Below are 19,910 nucleotides of genomic sequence, written 5' to 3'. Positions count from 1 at the left end.
ATCTCCTTATTGCTTTCATTTCATAAAACCGAATTTTCAGGCAGCCAGGCCGTATCGTCAAAATCCGCGCCAAGCACGGCTTTGTAATAGCCCTTATCTAACACCAGCAATCCCGCTCTGGAAAAAACGGCATGTTCAGGCAACTTTTTCAGTTCGTGTTCGTACACAGTAATCGTGTAGCGTTGCAGCTTGCGGTAAACCCATTTGTGTTTGAGCGGGTCGCTTTCCAACAAGCTGAACCAGCGTTCAAACGGCTCGGGCAGCGGTGGTTGGTCGGTTTGCCCGAAGAAATTGTCGGTAGGCTGCAAAAAGCGTTGTTTATCCAAAATATCCTGCCATTTTGAAACTTCCACATCGTCCAGATGTCGTCTGAAAAAATCGTCCAGCTCGTTTGCTTTAACGATTTGCGGACTGTTACCTTCTTCCTGATGAGCCAATGGGATAAACGGTACAATGAGCGCCACGCCTTGATTATCAATCAGGCGGAAACGTTCGGCAGCGGTGCGGAATTTGATTGCCAGCGGATTTTCATTAGATGATTCTGCCGTCAAAAGTCTTGTAATGTCGTGTTTATCCACATCTCCTTTGCCGTTGAACCGGCGGAAATATGCGGCAAATGCCGACGGGGAAAGCGGGTCGCCAAGCAGCCCTGCTTTCAGCATTTCCTCGGTAATGTCCTGCCCCTGTTTCAGGCTGCCGCTGGGTGCGCCTTCTTCGGCACGGAACACGACTACTTCGCCAAACGGCAACTTGCCTTCGCGGTTGCAGCGCCCCGCCGCTTGGGCAATACTGTCCAGCCCCGCCATCGCCCGATAAACGCAAGGGAAATCCAAATCCACGCCGGCTTCAATCAACTGCGTGCTGACCAGCCACAAGGGCTTGTGCAGGCTGCCTGCGCGATACAGTGCCAAATATCGGCGAACCAGCGCAATCACTTCGCTGCGGTGCGTGGCGCACATATTGGCGGACAAATGCAGTTTGATGCCGTCAGAAGGCAGGGCGGCAAAGAGTTTTTGGGCGTGCTTTCGCGTATTAACCACCGCCAAAACGCACGGACGCGCGGCGATTTCATCGGCAATTTCCTGCCAGCTTTGCGTTTCGCCGTTTGGCGGCGGCATTTTGATGCGGACGCGGCGCAGTTTTTCCGATAAGGCAATTTTATCCGCCACAATTTCGCACACGTCCGGCAGACCTTCCAAAACGGTGCGCCCGAATGCGTCGATATTTTTGCCAAGTTCGGGCTGAGTCGCCGTGCACAGCACAAAGGTAACGCCGTAATCACGCGCCAGCACCCGCATCATGTCGGTAATCGGCTTTTGGAAATCGCGTGGAAGCTGCTGGGCTTCGTCCAAAATCACCACACTGTCAGCAATATTGTGAACCTTGCGGCAGCGGCTGGTTTTCGCCGCAAACAGGCTTTCAAACAGTTGCACGTTAGTGGTAACAATCAGCGGCGCATCCCAATTTTCCGTGGCAAGGCGGGTTTTGGCGGTTTCTTTGTTATCGGCCACTTCCAAATTGCTGTGGTGTTCTAATACCACGTCATCGCCCAATGCTTTGCGGAAAACATCGGCGTTCTGTTCAATAATACTGGTGAAGGGAATCGCGTAGATAATGCGTTTTTTGCCGAATTTCAGCGCGTGCTTCAAAGCGAACCCCAAGCTTGCCAAAGTTTTGCCGCCGCCGGTCGGCACAGTTAAAGAAAACAAAGTGCGGTCGGTTTCGGCGGCGGAAAAACATTGCTGCAAAATGGCATGGCGTTCTTGATTTAAAGTTGAATTTTTATCTGCTTTTTCTAAAAGTTGTGCCATATATTGCTCATATCTCCGGTGCAACTCATCCAAACTGGGAAATTTCGGGCGCAATCCGGCTGCCTGCGCGGCATCCGCATCGGCATAGCCGTTCATAAAGGCTTCGGTATCCAAAAAATCGGCATCCACCAAACAGGAAAAGAGAAAACGCAGCCAAATATGCAGCTCCTTGAACAGCTTTTCTTGTTCTGGTTTTTCCCAAAAAGCAAGAAAATCTTGTGTTAAATCATTATTGGATAAAAGGAAAGAATCTTCAGACAAACCACTTTCCACCAAACCCGAAAAAGACGCCGTCAACTCGTCATCCGCCTGTTGTAGGCGGCGTTTCAGGCTGCCGTTGTCATACCAATCTGCCAGCCCCGCGTGATGCCCGGCAATCAAATACGCCAGCAAATGCCCAAAAAACGGATTAAGGTGCTCTACTGCATATTTGGCACCGGCAGTGGAATGCGGAATTTTGCGCAACTTGGTAGATTCGACATCTTCCAAATGGGCATTTTCTTTTTCAAAACCGGATGCATGACGGATATATTTCTGAAAAGCTTCCTGAAATTTCCCCAAATCGTGCAAAAGCCCCGCATATTCGGCAAACAACGCTCCGTAACGCCCTGCAAAACGCTTGGCGAGTTGGGCGACTTTTTGTAGATGTTTTTGCAGGGGATGGGAATGCCAATTTTCTGATGAGTCTTGGCGGGCGTGGGCTATATAGTTGAAATTCACATCGATTCTCCAAATTTGAAACGTGCAGAATTTAACGAACAAGCCATATAAATAGCTTGAAGTGTTGAAAAATCGAAAATCTGTGGAGTGAGGTCATCTGAAAACTCATCGGCAGTCAAGCGCATAACGGCGGCTTGGGCGGCAAGTTCAGGCGGGGCTTTCCATTTATCTTCTGGCGCGAATATCCAGACAAAGCTGTTTTCAGACGACCTTTTGCCTTCACGGTTGCAACGTCCGGCGGCTTGGGCAACGGAATCCAGCCCCGCTTCGGCACGCATCACAAACGGGAAATCCACGTCCACGCCCGCTTCAATCAAAGATGTGGCAATCACGCGGCAAGGGCAGCCTGAAAACAGCTTGGCACGGATTTCGTCCAGCACCTGCGAGCGGTGTTCGGCACACATCAGCGTGGTCAGGTGGTACACGCCGCCCAGATGTTTGGCGGCGTCATACAGGCTGCGGGCGTGGCGGCGGTTATTCACGATAACGAGCATCTGTTCGTGCTGCGACAGGATGTCCAGCAGCTCCGCATCGGTTTGCACGCCGACGTGCTGCACGCTGGTGCGGCGCAATGCGTCAAACAGCGCGGGCGGGTTGGGTGCCAGCTCGCGTACGTTTTGCAGACCCTTGTAGAAGCCGTGTTCGGACTGCACGGCGGGCTGGGTGGCGGTGCACAGCACCACCGAGCAGCCGTAGTTGCGCGCCAGCTCTTTCACCGCCTGCATAATCGGGCGCAGCAGGTTCAGCGGCAGCAGCTGCGCTTCGTCGAGAATAATCACGCTGCCTGAAATATTGTGCAGCTTGCGGCAGCGAGAGGAGCGGTCGGCAAAGAGGGATTCGAAGAATTGCACGGCGGTGGTCACGACAATCGGTGCGTCCCAGTTTTCCGAGGCAAGGCGCAGCTTGTCTTTGCTGTTTTCGCCTTGCAGCCTGGCATCGTCGAAGCTGCTGTGGTGTTCCAACACGGCTTGTTCGCCCAATTCGCCAAAGGCTTTACGAAACTCGGCGGCGTTTTGCTCGATGATGCTGGTGAACGGAATCACATAAATCACGCGGCGCAAACCGTGCGCCTTGGCGTGTTCCAGCGCGAACGCCATCGACGTGAAGGTTTTGCCGCCGCCGGTGGGCACGGTGAGGCTGAACAGCCCCGTGTCCTGCTGCGCCTGCGCCACGGCATAATCCAGAATTTCGCCGCGCAGGCGGTTCAGCGCGGCATTGCGCTGCTGCTCTTCCGTTTCCTGCGGGGCTTGGGTGGCACGCCGTCTGAACGCGTTGATAAAATCAAAAAAAACCGGCCGCAGCGTCTCCAAATCGGGATGGCCGCCGCGCACGGTTTCGCGCTGTTCCAGCTTGGCGTAAAAGACTTCGGTGTCGAGAAAATCAGCATCAACCAAACAGGAATACAGCATACGGATGAAAAAAGCGCAGGTGAAATGCGGATGGTCGCCAGCATCGGGTTTCACCGACGGAGCAGGCAGCGTTTCGGGCAAATCGATTTCCTGCCGCCAAACTTCATCAAGCTTGGGAATATCCGCACCAAACTGCCAGTCCAGCCGCTGCTGCAAAGTGCTGCGCCCGTCGCCCGCGCCTGCGCCGTTTGCCAGTCCGGCATGGTGCCCCGCAATGCAGAACGCCATCATCTTGCCCAGCCGCACGCCCCAGCGTTCAACTGCGATTTTCGCGCCCGCCGTGGAATGGTCCACCCGCTTCAGGTCGCCGTGCAGACGTTTGTCAAACAGCGGCGAATACTTGCCCACGTCGTGCAGCAGCCCAGTGGCGCGGGCAATTTCCTGCGCGCCGAAATACGCGGCAAAGCCCGCCGCCATTCCGCCCACATTGCGCGCGTGGCTTTCCATCGTCTGCCAATGTTCGTAGGGCAGGTTTCCGGCGGAGTGGGCGTAGTAGGTTTTTGAGGTCATGGTTGGATTCCTTTCGTTGCCAGCGGGTGCGGGATGCGGATAAGGCTAGGTGCGGATACTTGGCTGGATAGTCAGATAAGGCAGCCTGAAACCGCATCTACACGTTTTCAGGCTGCCTCATCCTTCGCCCATCATCACTTTTCAGGCTGCCTATTGTTCATATACAAAGGCAGCCTGAAACCCATCACGCCCCCAAAAACCAAAATTTCGCTAGCCAAGCCACCGCCACAAACCACACCATCGGCGGCACATCCTTGGCGCGGCGGCACAGCAGCTTCACCGCTGCATAGCTGATAAAGCCCATCGCAATGCCGTCGGCAATGGAATAAGTGAACGGCATGAACGCGATGGTGAGAAACGCGGGCGCGGCTTCGGTGATGTCTTTCCAGTTGATTTCAATGGCGGAGCGCATCATTTGCACACCGATATACAGCAGCGCGGGCGCGGTGGCAAAGGCGGGCACAGCCTTAGCCAGCGGCGAAAACCACAAGCACGCCAGCATCAGCACGCCCACGGTGATTGCCGTTAAGCCCGTACGCCCGCCTGCCGACACGCCTGAGGCGCTTTCAATATACGGCGTGGTGGACGATGTGCCCAAGCCCGCGCCCGCCACGATGGCGATGCTGTCGGCAAACAAGGCTTTTTTCAGGCGCGGCAAATGCCCGTTTTCATCCAGCAGCCCCGCGCGGTGCGACACGCCCACCAGCGTGCCCGTGCTGTCAAACAAATCCACCAAGAAAAACACAAACACCACCGCAATCAGGCTGCCTGAAAACAAGTGGCTAAAATCCATTTGCATAAAAGTAGGCGCGATGCTGGGCACGGCGGACACCACGCCACCAATCTGCGTTAAGCCCAAGCCAGCGGCAATGGCGGTAATCACAAAAATGCTGATGATAATCGCCCCACGCACGCGGTAATAATCCAGCGCGATGGTTAAAAACAAGCCCGCCAGCGTGAGCAAAACGGGGTAGTTCGGCAGCTTCGCGCCGTCGTGTTCAATGTACAGATTGCCCATTTTCAGCAGCGTGGCTTCGCTGGCGACCACCACGCCCGAGCCTTTGAGCGCAATCAGCGCGAGAAACAGCCCGATGCCCGCCGCAATCGCCATTTTTAAGCTCATCGGCAGCGCATTCACCAGCATTTCGCGCACTTTGAACAAGCTAAACGCAATAAAAATGCAGCCTGAAACGAATACGGCTGCGAGTGCGACTTGCCACGATACGCCCATGCCCATCACCACGCTGTATGTGAAATAGGCATTTAAGCCCATCCCAGGGGCGAGCGCGATGGGATAGTTCGCCAAGCCGCCCATCACAAAGCAGCCGATGGCGGAAGCGATGCAGGTGGCGACAAACACCGCGCCAAAATCCATGCCCGCTTGCGAGAGCACGCTGGGATTGACGATAGTGATGTAGCACAGGGTGAGAAAGGTGGTGAAGCCCGCCAAGAGTTCGGTGCGGACGGTGGTGCCTTTTTCGGCGAGCTTGAACCAGCGTTCAAGTAAAGAAGTGTTTGGATTGTTCATGGTTTTGTTAAGGCGAGTGAAAAAACGGGGCGGATTATAGCGGGATTTGGATGCGGGCGGGGGGAGTTTTGGCTTCGCTGAACACCGTTTCAGGCTGCCTTGGGGCGGGATAAGGTGTAGGAAATCTTCGCGTTGTTTACATCACAGGTTGGGAAAAATAGGCCTGCAAGACCTCAAACGGCGTATCGCCGTTCAAACTGCGGTGCGACTTCACAGTGTTATAGAAATTAACAAAGCAACACAGCTCCTTTTGCCGGTGTTCCGGACTGTCAAACGACTGTTTCTCATGCCACATCTCCATCAGGGTGCGGATAACCCGCTCCGCTTTGCCGTTGGTCTGCGGACGGGCAACCCGGGTAAACTTTTGACCAATCCCGTTCTCATAACAGGCTACACCGAAAGCATGGTTGGCCGAGCCTTTGTATTCCGTACCGTTGTCGGAGTAAACGCACTCGATCAGGTATGGGCAGGGATCAATCAGGTGTTCGGTCAGAAACTTGTTTGAAACGATTGTTGGTACTGGTTTGGGGTTTGAGCAGCCTGCCCCTTGCGGCTTTAAAGTGCGCGGTAGATGGTGACGCGGCTGACTTGGTAACGGCGTGCCAATGAGCTTACGCTTTCCTTCTCCTGCGTGTAGGCCAGCCAAATGGCTTGGCGGTGGTGCGGGGTGAGCATGATGGATTGGCGGGGCATGAAAAAGGGAGAGGCTACCTGAAAAATAGATTTTCAGGTAGCCTCAAACCGGTTTGGCATGCATCCGAAACGGAAAATTTGAGCGGTTACATACCTTGGGTTGGTGGCAGTGTTATTTCAACTTGGCTGCCAATTTGTCGAATTTTTGTTTGATGTCGGCCTTGAAGGCTTCCACTTTCTCTTTGCGCTCGGCTTTGCGCTGTTTTTTCCACGCTTCGTGTGCCTGACGTGCCACTTCTTCCTGCGCTTCTATTGCTGCCAATACGTCCTGTTGGGCAACGGCTGCATCTTGCCGGAGAATAACGGTTTTGAAACGGTGGAAGAAGGCATCCAATACAGCTTCGTCGGATTCTTGCGCCAAAATAATGATTGCAGTACTGCCGTTATCCAGTTTTTTGGCTGTATTTTCCAGCAACAACCCCTCTCCCAATGTTTGGGCAGTGCCTGCATCACTGCCGATGAGTGCGCCAGTAGCTCCACCCAACAGAACACCGATAGGACCGCCGAGAATGCCGACCAGTGAACCAATGAGGCCGCCCGTCCATGTGCCTTCGACCGTATTGGCGGTAAAGTCGGTGCTTTCTGCTGGGATAATCAGACCATTTTCCTTTTTAATCAAAACGGCTTGTGCCACCAAAGCATCTGTTATCTGCGAGTAAGCTTTCAATTCAGAAAAGGCTTGATAAGCTTCGCTGGAGATGTTGAATAAGACAACGATGATGTTTTGTTTCATAAGTCTACTCCTGTGGGTTGAAAGATTTAAGAACATACAAGTTGTATGCGGTGTCAGTGTAAATTGCAAGAGGGGGGGGAGCAATGCGGCAAACAAAACTTTACCTATGTAAAGCCTGAACACTGTGAAGCCGCACCGCAGTTTGAACGGCGATACGCCGTTTGAGGTCTTGCAGGCTTCACTCTCAACCTGTGGTGTAAACAACGCGACGATTTCCTACAGATTAAGGCAGCCTGAAACGAAGTTCAGCGTAGCCAAACCGCATCCGCATTTTCAGGCTGCCTGTATCCCCAATTCCGCCAGCACCCAATCCGCCAAGTCGGGGGTAATTTGCGCGTCAATTGGCAGCACCCAGATGTTGCTTGGGGCGTGCGGCGGCGGGGGCAGCTTGGCGGCATCTTTTTCGGTAACGAAAATATAGTCGGCAGCGGGCAGCGCGGTTCTATCCAGCGCGGCGTGGTCGGGCAGGGCGATGGTGTGCGCAAGGGGGACGCCCAGCGCGGTTAGGCTGTCAAAAAACCGCTGCGGGCGGGCGATGGCGGCGATGGCGATGCAGCGGGCGTGGGTTTTCAGGCTGCCTATATCCAGTTTTTCGCTGGGCTGGGCATAGCGATAGGGCGCGGTGGCGACAACTTGGCTGGTGAACAGGGCGATGCTTTGGGGCAGCCTGAAATGTTGTTGCGCGGCGGGGGCGATGGCGGGCGCAGCTTGGCTGAACACGATGGCGTTCACGTCGCGCAGGCGGGCGATGGGTTCGCGTAGTCCGCCGTTGGGCAGCACGTCTAAATCGCGGCGGGCGGCATCGGCGGCTGGGAAGACGCAGATTTCTAGGTCGCGAGCGAGCGCGTAATGTTGTAAGCCGTCGTCGGCGATGATGAGTTGCACTTCGGGATGGGCGGCGAGCAAGGCGCGGGCGGCTTCAACGCGGCGGCTGGCAACGGCGGTGGGCGCGTGAGTGCGGCGATAAAGCAGCAAGGGTTCATCGCCTGCTTCGGCGGCGCTGCTGTTGGCGGTTAAAACGTGGGGCGTTTTCAGGCTGCGTCCGTAGCCTCGGCTGATGATGCCAACGGCGATGCCACGCGCTTGCAAGGCGGCAACCAGCGCGGTGGTAATGGGTGTTTTGCCTGTGCCGCCTGCGTGGAGGTTGCCCACGATTACAACGGGAACGGGCAGTTTTTCGCTTTTCAGGCTGCCTGCCAGATAGCGCGCGCGGCGGCGGGCGGCGATTTTGCCAAACAAGATGGCAAGCGGGCGCAGCAATAGGCGCAGGATGGAGTTGGGGCTTTGCCAATGGCGTTCTAGGATGGCGTGGAGCATTTTCAGGCTGCCTTTGGGGGATGGGGTGGGGATTTTAGCAAATGGGCGCGGGGCGTAAAAAAGGCGCAGGGGGTGCGCCGCGTGGGTTTGGTGGTTGCCTAAGCGCGTAAACTCGTTTTCAGGCTGCCTGAATATGGCTTTGAATCAGCGTTTTCAATTCGTTGCGCTGTTTAGGCGTAAGCAAAAATAGGTTGATGCGCAGAGCGGGTTGGTTGTTTTTGCTGTGTACCAACAGATAGGGCAGCCTGAAAATGGGGACGCGGCGCGTTTCGGTGTGGCTGATGTCGCGCCATGCGAGAAATTGGGTGCCACCAAAGCCGACGATGCCGCTTGCGGTGCAGGTTACTTGGCGGCGTTGCCCGATAAAGGCGATAACAATAAACAGCGGCAAATTGTTGATCATGGCTTTAACAATGCTTTTAACATCGCTCTCGCCCCAAAATAGCCAAACAACAGTTATGTGAACAAGCGATGCGAGCATACCCGCACACAGCATGAGCACAATCAACCGCATCAGCGACTGATTAAAGCCGCGAATGGGCTGCTCCATCGGCTGCTGTATCAACTGCTCATCTTCGGCAACGCCCGCAATGGGTATCAACCCGCCATCCACCACTTCGCCATTCTCCACATAAATCTGTATACGGCTGCCAACGGTGTAGGGCGCGTAATACAACTGGGCGCGCGTAACGGAATATTGCTCGCCGCTGTCGGCTTGGGCGATGCCGTGTTCGCCATTCCATTCAGTAAGCGTGGCGGTGTGGCGGATGGCGGTCATGGTGGTCTCCTTGTAAACAAAAATCATGCAACAAAGGCAGCCTGAAAATCGGCAAAACTCGCTTTCAGACTGCCTTTTCGCTTTTCAGGCTGCCCAAATAAATCGCCAGCAGCGTTATCGCCGCGCCCAGCCATTGCAGCGCGGAAATTGGTTTGCCCAAAAAGGCGAAATCGATGAACAGCGCGGCAACCGGCTCGGTGAGCAACAGCAAGCCCGTTACGCTCAGCGACAGCAGCGGAATGCAGTAGGCAATCAGCCCCCATGCGAAGCATTGCATCGCCGCGCCGTAAACCAGCAGCCAGCCGATTTGCGCGGCGGTGGCGGGCAGGGCGTTGCCCGCGTTGAGCGTGAGCGCGGGGGCAACCAGCGCCGCCATGCCGCCGATGCTCACCAGCAGCATCAGGGCAAAGAGGGCGGTGGGCTCGGCTTGGTGCGTTTTGCGGATGAACACCATAGACAGCGACAGCATCAGCCCCGAGGCGATACCCGACACAAAGCCCCACAGCGCACGGCTGTTGCGCCCGAATTCGGGGCTGCCGATGACGGCGATGCCAACCAGCGCCAGCGCAAGGCTGGCAATTTGCCGGCGGCCGAGCTTTTCTTGAAACCACAGCACGCCCATCATGCTGAGCCAAAAGATTTGCAGACAGTTGAGCAGCGTGGAAATGCCCGGCCCCACGGCATAAATGCTTTCGTGCCACAGCGCCAAATCAAACGCGAGAAACACGCCCGACAGCAGGGCAAAGCCGACGGCGCGCGGGTTTTTGGGCAATTTTTGCGCGAAAAAACGCATCAGCAGCGCAAAAATCACGGCGGCGACGGCAAGCCGCCAAAAGGCAACCGCGTAGGCGCCCATGTGCAAACGGGCAACAATCACGCTGCCCAGTCCAAAGACAATGCAGCCGATAATCAAACCGAGGGAAGCGGTTTTGGAAGAGAGGGTGGGCATAAGCGGCAGCCTGAAAACAAAGGGGTTAAAAATCGAGCGTATTTTCAGGCGGAACCCTTCGCCAAAGCGCTGAGGCAGCCTGAAAGCTAAAATGGCGCGGCAACGGCTTGCCGCCAAATAGCGCAGTCAATCGATTTTACGGTGGGCGCGACACGGATGGTGCAAAGGTTTCAGGCTGCCTTTTCGCGCGTGCACACGCAAAGGCAGCCTGAAAACAGATGCGGGGCTATGCCGCCCACTCGCGCCGCACGCGGTCCAAATCTGCGGGCGTGTCCACGCCGGCGGGCGGGGCTTCGGCAAGCACTTCCACCGCGATGGGATAGCCGTGCCACAGCACGCGCAGTTGTTCCAGGCTTTCGCAGGTTTCCAGCGGCGAAGCACTCATGGCGGCGTATTGCTGCAAAAAGCCTGCGCGGTAGGCATAGATGCCGATGTGGCGCAGCGGCGCGGGCACAGGCAGCCTGAAATCGCCCGATTGCATGATGTCGCGCGGATAGGCGATGGGGGCGCGGCTGAAATAAAGCGCGTTGTGCGCTTGGCTGAGCACCACTTTCACGCAGTTGGGGTTTTGGAATTCGGCAAAATCGTGCACGGGATGGGCGGCAGTTGCCATCGGCGCGTGGCTGTTGGCAAGCTTTTCGGCAACGCGATTAATCAGCGCGGGCGGAATCATCGGCTCATCGCCTTGCACGTTCACAATAATCTCGTTTTCAGGCAGCCCTAGCAGTTGCACCGCTTCGGCAAGGCGCGAGCTGCCGCTTTGGTGGGCGCTGCTGGTAAGCATGCTGGTGATGTTGTGCGCGGCGCAGGCAGCCTGAATATCGGCGTGGTCGGTGGCAACGATGATGCGGCTGGCGTTGCTTTGCTGGGCGCGCTCGGCAACGCGCACCACCATCGGCTTGCCGTGGATGTCGGCAAGAGCTTTGTTGGGCAGGCGGCTGGATGATAGCCGCGCGGGAATGATGATGCTGAACGGTATCGCGCTCATGATTTAGCTTCCAAGTCGCTCAATTCGCGGGCTTCGTTTTCCAGCAAAATGGGGATGCCATCGCGGATGGGGAATGCAAGGCGGGCGGCTTTGCTCCACAGCTCTTGCTTGTCGGCGTGGTATTCCAGCGGTTTTTTGGTAAGCGGGCAAACGAGTTTGGCTAGGTATTTGGGTTGCATGGAATGTCCTTTGGAGAAATGAAAAGGTTGGATGGGTGTTTGGCGTTTTCAGGCTGCCTTGGGGGCAATGCGCATCAAGGCAGCCTGAAAACAGGGCTAGTGTATGTTTTCCTGCTGCACCGCTGCGGCCGCCTGAGGCGTTTCAGGCTGCCCTGCCTCTTGCCGCAACTGCTGAAATTCGGGCGACTGCTTCACCAGAATCTTCGCCGCCTCTTTCAAATCGTTGATGCTCTCGCGCGGCAGGTAATATGTGGTCGGGATGTTGAGCGCGCGCGTCCGTAACGGAGACGGCGGCAAATCATGCAGACTCAAGCTCACAAAATGCATCCGAATCGGCTTTTCCGCATCTTTTTGCGCCGCGTTCCAAGCATCCACCATCGCGCGAAATTGGCGCAACGATTCCTGCGAAGCCCGCGCAATCGGCACATCAATCGTTGCGTTAATCATGTCGCGGAACGATGGGATTTTCGCCTGCTGGCTAATCGTTTCGCTAATCTGGTTTTGCGCGTTCACGCTCACAACAATCACACGGTTGATGTTTTTGGCTTCCAGCATCGCCTGCAACGAGCTGTTCGGATAAATCTCCTGCCGGTCCAGCAGGCTGCGCAGCCCCAAATTATCCGTTAAACCGCCGTCCACCAAATGCAAAAACGGGCGCGCCTTGCTGTCGGCGTAATAACGGTTGTGCAGCATTTCGTGCCGCGTTTTCTGTTGCAGCGAAGCCGCGTCGTCGTTTAAGGCAGCCTGAAACGGTTCGGGCACGGTGTAACCGCAGTTGCCGCTATGGTTGTTCAGCGTCAGCGGCGAAAACACCACCGGCACCGCGCTGGAAGCCGCCACCGCCCGCGCCACGCGCAAATCCGACAAATTCAAACAAAACTGGTCAAAATTTTCCTGCGTAAAATCAATGCGCTGCCCAGAAGCCATATCCGTGGCGCTGATTACCGCAAACGGTCCTTTGCGGTATTTATTCAAATCGCCAAACGTCATGTTGCCAAACAGCGTATTCTCAAATTGCTCTTGCAGCAAATCGCCGCGCCCGTATTCAGGCGAAGCCAAGCGCGGCATGTTCACAAACGACAACGACTGCTTAAACATCAGCCGCTGGAAATTCTGCTTTAAAAACCGCTCCTCAAAACGCGGAATCACCTGCTCGCCATACATCGCATAATACGCCGCCAACACCGAGCCGCCCGACACCCCAAACACCACATCGCTGCTCGCCGTCAGCGTGGTGCGCCTGCCGTTGAGCATCATCGGATAATCGTTAAACGCCGCCAGCACGCCATACGCCAGCGCCGCCGCGCGCGTGCCGCCACCGGAAAACATCATAATCACCAGCGTGTTATCCTGATTACTGCGCTGGATGCTTTGCTCCAAACGATAGCCCTCATCCTTGCGGACACGGTCAATCGTTTGCGTCGGCTGATACGCCACCAACGAACACGCCGACAACAACACCGCGTTCGCCCCCCAAATCACACGTTTCAGGCAGCCTGAAAACCATACAGAATTGCTCATAAACCATACCAAAAGCAGCCCAAAAACCGTTTCACGCTGCCTTATTCATTTAAACTTTAATTGCCGGTGCAACGATTGCGCGATGCGATAAGCCTCGTCCGCCGAATCCGCCAGCACCGTGAAATGCCCCATCTTGCGTCCTTTGCGCGGCTCTGCCTTGCCATACACATGCAAATGCGCCTGCGGATGATTCAGCACCGCCGCCCAATTGGGCTCTTCCCCGTTCTCCCCCCACGCATCGCCCAAAATGTTCGCCATGCAGCACGCCGAAAGCAGCTTCGTATTCGCAGGCGGCAAGCCGCACATCAAACGCACCTGCTGCTGGAACTGGCTGCTCGCACACGCATCAATCGTATGATGCCCGCTGTTATGCGGACGCGGCGCCATCTCATTCACCACCAACCGCTGCTCATCCCCCACCACAAACATCTCCACCGCCAGCACGCCCACATAATTCAGCGCGTTTGCCAAACGAACCGCCATCTGCTTCGCCGCGGACAACAGATTTTCAGGCAGCCGCGCAGGCACAACCGAATACGCCAAAATCCCATTCTCATGATGATTTTCCGCAGGGTCAAACGTTGCAATCCGCTCATCATCCAAGCGACACGCAATCACCGAAATTTCCGCCCGCAAATCCACCAATTGCTCCAACACGCAGGGCACATTGCCCAACGTTGCAAACGCCGCTTGCAGTTGCGCCAGCGTTTTGACTCGGATTTGTCCCTTGCCGTCATAGCCCAGCATAGCCGTTTTCAACACCGCGGGAAACAGCGGTTCACACTCCGACGAAATATCCGAGGCAGCCTGAATCACACGATAAGGCGCAGTTTCCAACCCCGCCTTGCGAATCCACGATTTTTCCAAAATCCGATTCTGTGCAATCGCCACACAATCACCGCTGGGCGAAACTTGCATTGCAGCCGCCAAATCACGCATCGCATCCGCGTTCACATTTTCAAATTCTGTCGTAACCGCCGCACATTGCGCTAACTCTGCCAACGCGTTTTTATCATCAAACGGCGCACAAAGATGCTTATCGGCAAACCGAGCAGCGGGCGCATGGCCATCCGGTTCCAGCACCACCACCGGATAACCCATTGTTTTCGCCGCTAACGTAAACATACTGCCAAGCTGACCGCCACCTAAAATAGCCAATGCTTTGGGAGGATAAATGGCATTCATCAAATAATCACCAAAAATAAAACGTAAATTATAGCTTTAAACCATATAAAGCCCAAGACTAAACCCCTTTGGCTGTGATGGCAACCAAAGGGGTTTTGCATAAGGAGTTTGGCGATGACCTACTTTCGCATGGGAATCCATACTATCATCGGCGCTGGTTCGTTTCACTGTCCTGTTCGGGATGGGAAGGAGTGGGACCAAACCGCTATGGTCGCCAAACATAAACTGTCAAATTGGCAAGCCGTTTATCAACTTTTTATTTATTACTTTATTTTGTCTTATTTCGGTGATGAATGTATTCATCAGTAAGCTTTATCTTTGCTTCACTTTGTTTTATTGCAAAGTTCTTCAAATGATAGAGTCAAGCCTCACGAGCAATTAGTACAGGTTAGCTTCACACGTTACCGTGCTTCCACACCCTGCCTATCAACGTCCTGGTCTCGAACGACTCTTTAGGAGGATTAAATCCTCAGGGAAGTCTCATCTTCAGGCGAGTTTCGCGCTTAGATGCTTTCAGCGCTTATCTCTTCCGAACTTAGCTACCCGGCGATGCGACTGGCGTCACAACCGGTACACCAGAGGTTCGTCCACTCCGGTCCTCTCGTACTAGGAGCAGCCCCCGTCAAACTTCCAACGCCCACTGCAGATAGGGACCAAACTGTCTCACGACGTTTTAAACCCAGCTCACGTACCACTTTAAATGGCGAACAGCCATACCCTTGGGACCGACTACAGCCCCAGGATGTGATGAGCCGACATCGAGGTGCCAAACTCCGCCGTCGATATGGACTCTTGGGCGGAATCAGCCTGTTATCCCCGGAGTACCTTTTATCCGTTGAGCGATGGCCCTTCCATTCAGAACCACCGGATCACTATGTCCTGCTTTCGCACCTGCTCGACTTGTCGGTCTCGCAGTTAAGCTACCTTTTGCCATTGCACTATCAGTCCGATTTCCGACCGGACCTAGGTAACCTTCGAACTCCTCCGTTACTCTTTGGGAGGAGACCGCCCCAGTCAAACTGCCTACCATGCACGGTCCCCGACCCGGATTACGGGTCTGGGTTAGAACCTCAAAGCCACCAGGGTGGTATTTCAAGGACGGCTCCACAGAAACTGGCGTTTCTGCTTCTAAGCCTCCCACCTATCCTACACAAGTGACTTCAAAGTCCAATGCAAAGCTACAGTAAAGGTTCACGGGGTCTTTCCGTCTAGCAGCGGGGAGATTGCATCTTCACAACCATTTCAACTTCGCTGAGTCTCGGGAGGAGACAGTGTGGCCATCGTTACGCCATTCGTGCGGGTCGGAACTTACCCGACAAGGAATTTCGCTACCTTAGGACCGTTATAGTTACGGCCGCCGTTTACTGGGGCTTCGATCTGATGCTCTCACATCTTCAATTAACCTTCCAGCACCGGGCAGGCGTCACACTCTATACGTCCACTTTCGTGTTAGCAGAGTGCTGTGTTTTTAATAAACAGTCGCAGCCACCGATTCTCTGCGACCCTCAGATGCTTCCGGAGCAAGTCCTTTACATTAGAGGGCATACCTTCTCCCGAAGTTACGGTATCAATTTGCCGAGTTCCTTCTCCCGAGTTCTCTCAAGCGCCTTAGAATTCTCATCCTGCCCACCTGTGTCGGTTTGCGGTACGGTTTAATTCAAACTGAAGCTTAGTGGCTTTTCCTGGAAGCGTGGTATTTGCTGCTTCATGTCCGTAGACACTCGTCATCACGTCTCGGTATTAAAGAAGCGGATTTGCCTACTCCTTCTACCTACCGGCTTAAACAATCTATTCCAACAGATTGCCAGCATAACCTTCTCCGTCCCCACATCGCATTTGAATCAAGTACGGGAATATTAACCCGTTTCCCATCGACTACGCATCTCTGCCTCGCCTTAGGGGCCGACTCACCCTACGCCGATGAACGTTGCGTAGGAAACCTTGGGCTTTCGGCGAGCGGGCTTTTCACCCGCTTTATCGCTACTCATGTCAACATTCGCACTTCTGATACCTCCAGCATACCTTACGATACACCTTCTCAGGCCTACAGAACGCTCCCCTACCATGCACTAAAAGTGCATCCGCAGCTTCGGTTACAGATTTGAGCCCCGTTACATCTTCCGCGCAGGAAGACTCGACCAGTGAGCTATTACGCTTTCTTTAAATGATGGCTGCTTCTAAGCCAACATCCTGGCTGTCTGTGCCTTCCCACTTCGTTTACCACTTAATCTGTCATTTGGGACCTTAGCTGGCGGTCTGGGTTGTTTCCCTCTTGACACCGGACGTTAGCACCCGATGTCTGTCTCCCGAGGAGCAACTTGATGGTATTCTTAGTTTGCCATGGGTTGGTAAGTTGCAATAACCCCCTAGCCATAACAGTGCTTTACCCCCATCAGTCTCATACTCGAGGCACTACCTAAATAGTTTTCGGGGAGAACCAGCTATCTCCGAGTTTGTTTAGCCTTTCACCCCTATCCACAGCTCATCCCCGCATTTTGCAACATGCGTGGGTTCGGACCTCCAGTACCTGTTACGGCACCTTCATCCTGGCCATGGATAGATCACTCGGTTTCGGGTCTACACCCAGCAACTATGTCGCCCTATTAAGACTCGGTTTCCCTACGCCTCCCCTATCCGGTTAAGCTCGCTACTGAATGTAAGTCGTTGACCCATTATACAAAAGGTACGCAGTCACGGAATTATTCCGCTCCCACTGTATGTATGCATCAGGTTTCAGGTTCTATTTCACTCCCCTCCCGGGGTTCTTTTCGCCTTTCCCTCACGGTACTGGTTCACTATCGGTCGATGATGAGTATTTAGCCTTGGAGGATGGTCCCCCCATCTTCAGACAGGATTTCTCGTGTCCCGCCCTACTTGTCGTATACCTAGTACCACCAATCTGTTTTCGAATACGGGGCTATCACCCACTATGGCAGAAGTTTCCAATTCCTTCTTCTAACAGTTTGGCTATCTTATACAGGCTCCTCCGCGTTCGCTCGCCACTACTTGCGGAATCTCGGTTGATTTCTTTTCCTCCGGGTACTTAGATGGTTCAGTTCTCCGGGTTCGCTTCTCTTGTCCTATGTATTCAGACAAGGATACTTAGTAAACTAAGTGGGTTTCCCCATTCGGACATCACCGGGTCATTGCTTTATTGCCAGCTCTCCGATGCTTTTCGCAGGCTTACACGTCCTTCGTCGCCTATCATCGCCAAGGCATCCACCTGATGCACTTATTCACTTGACTCTATCATTTGAAGAACCTTTTGACTTCGTTATAACCAGCGTTGACTACCGCTATAACTTAGATTCCCTACTTTGATAAAGCTTACTGCTTTGTTGTGTCTTAATCCTGCCTTTTGTGTTTCAGGATTAAGTCGATACAATCATCACCCAAATTCTTTTGTTTGTTTCTTTTTTGCCTGTTTGCTTTTTAACTTGCGTTAAATGGCATTTCAGGCTGCCTGAAATGCTGTTGCACCAGCATTTCAAACCAATCCAAACTTTTGTCTTTGTTTGTTGATTTCGGCTTTCCAATTTGTTAAAGATCGATGCGTTGTTTTCGCAAATTAAAATAGCCTAACATGCTTTCAGGCTGCTTTGATTTGGGAAATCTTGGTGGAGGCAAACGGGATCGAACCGATGACCCCCTGCTTGCAAAGCAGGTGCTCTACCAACTGAGCTATGCCCCCAGTATTCTCTTTTCCTCTCATGAGGTTTTTTACTTGCGGCTTGCTTCTCTTGGTGGGTCTGGTAGGACTTGAACCTACGACCCCACGCTTATCAAGCGTGTGCTCTAACCACCTGAGCTACAAACCCTATGTGTCGCATCTTTATGTACAGTTTACCGATAAGTGTGAGTGCCTAATCGTCTCTTTTTCTCTAGAAAGGAGGTGATCCAGCCGCAGGTTCCCCTACGGCTACCTTGTTACGACTTCACCCCAGTCATGAAACATACCGTGGTAAGCGGCCTCCTTGCGGTTAGCCTACCTACTTCTGGTATCCCCCACTCCCATGGTGTGACGGGCGGTGTGTACAAGACCCGGGAACGTATTCACCGCAGTATGCTGACCTGCGATTACTAGCGATTCCGACTTCATGCACTCGAGTTGCAGAGTGCAATCCGGACTACGATCGGTTTTCTGAGATTGGCTCCACCTCGCGGCTTGGCTACCCTCTGTACCGACCATTGTATGACGTGTGAAGCCCTGGTCATAAGGGCCATGAGGACTTGACGTCATCCCCACCTTCCTCCGGTTTGTCACCGGCAGTCTCATTAGAGTGCCCAACTGAATGGTGGCAACTAATGACAAGGGTTGCGCTCGTTGCGGGACTTAACCCAACATCTCACGACACGAGCTGACGACAGCCATGCAGCACCTGTGTTACGGCTCCCGAAGGCACTCTTCCGTCTCTGGAAGATTCCGTACATGTCAAGACCAGGTAAGGTTCTTCGCGTTGCATCGAATTAATCCACATCATCCACCGCTTGTGCGGGTCCCCGTCAATTCCTTTGAGTTTTAATCTTGCGACCGTACTCCCCAGGCGGTCAATTTCACGCGTTAGCTTCGCTACTAAGGCATCAAGTGCCCCAACAGCTAATTGACATCGTTTAGGGCGTGGACTACCAGGGTATCTAATCCTGTTTGCTACCCACGCTTTCGAGCATGAACGTCAGTATTATCCCAGGGGGCTGCCTTCGCCATCGGTATTCCTCCACATCTCTACGCATTTCACTGCTACACGTGGAATTCTACCCCCCTCTGACATACTCTAGCTTACCAGTTCAAAACGCAGTTCCCAAGTTAAGCTCGGGGATTTCACATCTTGCTTAATAAACCGTCTGCGCTCGCTTTACGCCCAGTAATTCCGATTAACGCTCGCACCCTACGTATTACCGCGGCTGCTGGCACGTAGTTAGCCGGTGCTTATTCTTTAGGTACCGTCAGCAGATAATGGTATTAACACTATCCTTTTCTTCCCTAACAAAAGTCCTTTACAACCCGAAGGCCTTCTTCAGACACGCGGCATGGCTGGATCAGGCTTGCGCCCATTGTCCAAAATTCCCCACTGCTGCCTCCCGTAGGAGTCTGGGCCGTGTCTCAGTCCCAGTGTGGCGGATCATCCTCTCAGACCCGCTACTGATCGTCGCCTTGGTAGGCCTTTACCCCACCAACTAGCTAATCAGACATCGGCCGCTCGAATAACGTGAGGTCCGAAGAGCCCCCACTTTCCTTCTCAAAGCGTATGCGGTATTAGCTATCCTTTCGGATAGTTATCCCCCATTACTCGGTACGTTCCGATGCATTACTCACCCGTTCGCCACTCGCCACCAAAAGAGCAAGCTCTTTCGTGCTGCCGTTCGACTTGCATGTGTAAAGCATGCCGCCAGCGTTCAATCTGAGCCAGGATCAAACTCTTATGTTTAATCTCTAACTTACTTTATTCTGGTCTGCTTCAAAGAAACTGACAAGGCAATCAATAACAATTCAAACTAAAAGCCTAAATCATCATCAATCCTTCTTGTCTGTTTTTGTCGCAGTGTGAGACCATCAGGCACTCACACTTATCGGTAATCTGCTTTTTAAAG

11 protein-coding genes, 2 tRNA genes, 3 rRNA genes and 2 pseudogenes are annotated in these 19,910 nt (G+C 53.9%); 1 reads left to right on the top strand and 17 read right to left on the bottom strand.

What is annotated here, in order from left to right; all coding sequences use genetic code 11:
• Window positions 1-20: 20 nt before the first annotated feature.
• The 5 genes and pseudogenes from cas3 (JDW22_RS12345) to JDW22_RS12325 form a co-directional block, all read right to left on the bottom strand.
• Entirely contained in the window at window positions 21-2,531 is a 2,511-nt protein-coding gene (gene cas3, locus JDW22_RS12345; RefSeq protein WP_200523291.1) for a CRISPR-associated helicase Cas3', read from the bottom strand.
• Window positions 2,528-4,450 carry a CRISPR-associated helicase Cas3' gene (cas3, locus tag JDW22_RS12340; RefSeq protein ID WP_235965508.1) on the bottom strand — a complete coding sequence of 641 codons (1,923 nt, stop codon included), beginning with the start codon at window positions 4,448-4,450 and terminating at the stop codon, window positions 2,528-2,530. Before cas3 (JDW22_RS12340) ends, cas3 (JDW22_RS12345) begins: the two co-directional genes overlap by 4 nt.
• Window positions 4,451-4,634: 184 nt before the next feature.
• Window positions 4,635-5,978 carry an NCS2 family permease gene (locus JDW22_RS12335; RefSeq protein ID WP_200523290.1) on the bottom strand — a complete coding sequence of 448 codons (1,344 nt, stop codon included), beginning with the start codon at window positions 5,976-5,978 and terminating at the stop codon, window positions 4,635-4,637.
• Window positions 5,979-6,067: 89 nt separating this feature from the next.
• A pseudogene (locus JDW22_RS12330) lies at window positions 6,068-6,671 on the bottom strand (integrase core domain-containing protein).
• A gap of 112 nt (window positions 6,672-6,783) precedes the next feature.
• Entirely contained in the window at window positions 6,784-7,404 is a 621-nt protein-coding gene (locus tag JDW22_RS12325; RefSeq protein WP_003797759.1) for a DUF1269 domain-containing protein, read from the bottom strand.
• A 118-nt stretch (window positions 7,405-7,522) separates the two neighbouring features.
• Between JDW22_RS12325 and JDW22_RS14225 the strand changes: the two are divergent.
• Window positions 7,523-7,624: pseudogene (locus JDW22_RS14225) on the top strand (IS481 family transposase); the annotation flags it as partial.
• A 53-nt stretch (window positions 7,625-7,677) separates the two neighbouring features.
• Here the strand turns inward: JDW22_RS14225 and lpxK are convergent.
• From lpxK to JDW22_RS12265, 12 genes are all read right to left on the bottom strand, one after another.
• On the bottom strand, window positions 7,678-8,721 hold the full coding sequence (gene lpxK / locus JDW22_RS12320; RefSeq protein ID WP_200523289.1) for a tetraacyldisaccharide 4'-kinase: 1,044 nt from the start codon (window positions 8,719-8,721) through the stop codon (window positions 7,678-7,680).
• 118 nt (window positions 8,722-8,839) lie between these two features.
• Entirely contained in the window at window positions 8,840-9,499 is a 660-nt protein-coding gene (locus JDW22_RS12315; RefSeq protein ID WP_200523288.1) for a hypothetical protein, read from the bottom strand.
• Window positions 9,500-9,563: 64 nt separating this feature from the next.
• Window positions 9,564-10,448 (bottom strand): DMT family transporter, encoded by an 885-nt coding sequence (locus JDW22_RS12310; protein ID WP_200523287.1) that lies wholly within the window; start codon window positions 10,446-10,448, stop codon window positions 9,564-9,566.
• A 226-nt stretch (window positions 10,449-10,674) separates the two neighbouring features.
• Entirely contained in the window at window positions 10,675-11,436 is a 762-nt protein-coding gene (gene kdsB, locus JDW22_RS12305; protein WP_200523286.1) for a 3-deoxy-manno-octulosonate cytidylyltransferase, read from the bottom strand.
• Window positions 11,433-11,615 carry a Trm112 family protein gene (locus tag JDW22_RS12300; RefSeq protein ID WP_003797777.1) on the bottom strand — a complete coding sequence of 61 codons (183 nt, stop codon included), beginning with the start codon at window positions 11,613-11,615 and terminating at the stop codon, window positions 11,433-11,435. Before JDW22_RS12300 ends, kdsB begins: the two co-directional genes overlap by 4 nt.
• Window positions 11,616-11,711: 96 nt before the next feature.
• Complete coding sequence (locus JDW22_RS12295) at window positions 11,712-13,136, bottom strand: patatin-like phospholipase family protein (RefSeq protein ID WP_207748842.1); 1,425 nt, start codon at window positions 13,134-13,136, stop codon at window positions 11,712-11,714.
• A 45-nt stretch (window positions 13,137-13,181) separates the two neighbouring features.
• Window positions 13,182-14,321, bottom strand: a complete 1,140-nt coding sequence (locus JDW22_RS12290) for a 5-(carboxyamino)imidazole ribonucleotide synthase (RefSeq protein ID WP_200523285.1) — start codon at window positions 14,319-14,321, stop codon at window positions 13,182-13,184.
• A 106-nt stretch (window positions 14,322-14,427) separates the two neighbouring features.
• Window positions 14,428-14,540: ribosomal RNA gene (rrf, locus tag JDW22_RS12285) — 5S ribosomal RNA — on the bottom strand.
• Window positions 14,541-14,678: 138 nt separating this feature from the next.
• Window positions 14,679-17,567: ribosomal RNA gene (locus JDW22_RS12280) — 23S ribosomal RNA — on the bottom strand.
• 369 nt (window positions 17,568-17,936) lie between these two features.
• A tRNA-Ala gene (locus JDW22_RS12275) sits at window positions 17,937-18,012 on the bottom strand.
• 50 nt (window positions 18,013-18,062) lie between these two features.
• Window positions 18,063-18,139: transfer RNA gene (locus JDW22_RS12270), tRNA-Ile, on the bottom strand.
• Between the two features lie 67 nt (window positions 18,140-18,206).
• Window positions 18,207-19,747, bottom strand: a 16S ribosomal RNA gene (locus JDW22_RS12265).
• Together the 16S, 23S and 5S rRNA genes with 2 tRNA genes alongside form the textbook arrangement of a ribosomal RNA operon.
• Between the last annotated feature and the right edge of the window lie 163 nt (window positions 19,748-19,910).

The sequence above is a fragment of the Kingella bonacorsii genome (assembly GCF_016623605.1).
In the GTDB taxonomy this organism is placed as follows: domain Bacteria; phylum Pseudomonadota; class Gammaproteobacteria; order Burkholderiales; family Neisseriaceae; genus Kingella_B; species Kingella_B oralis.
The sequence above is the reverse complement of the archived record's forward strand: the minus strand, read 5'-3'. Positions and strand labels throughout refer to the sequence as shown.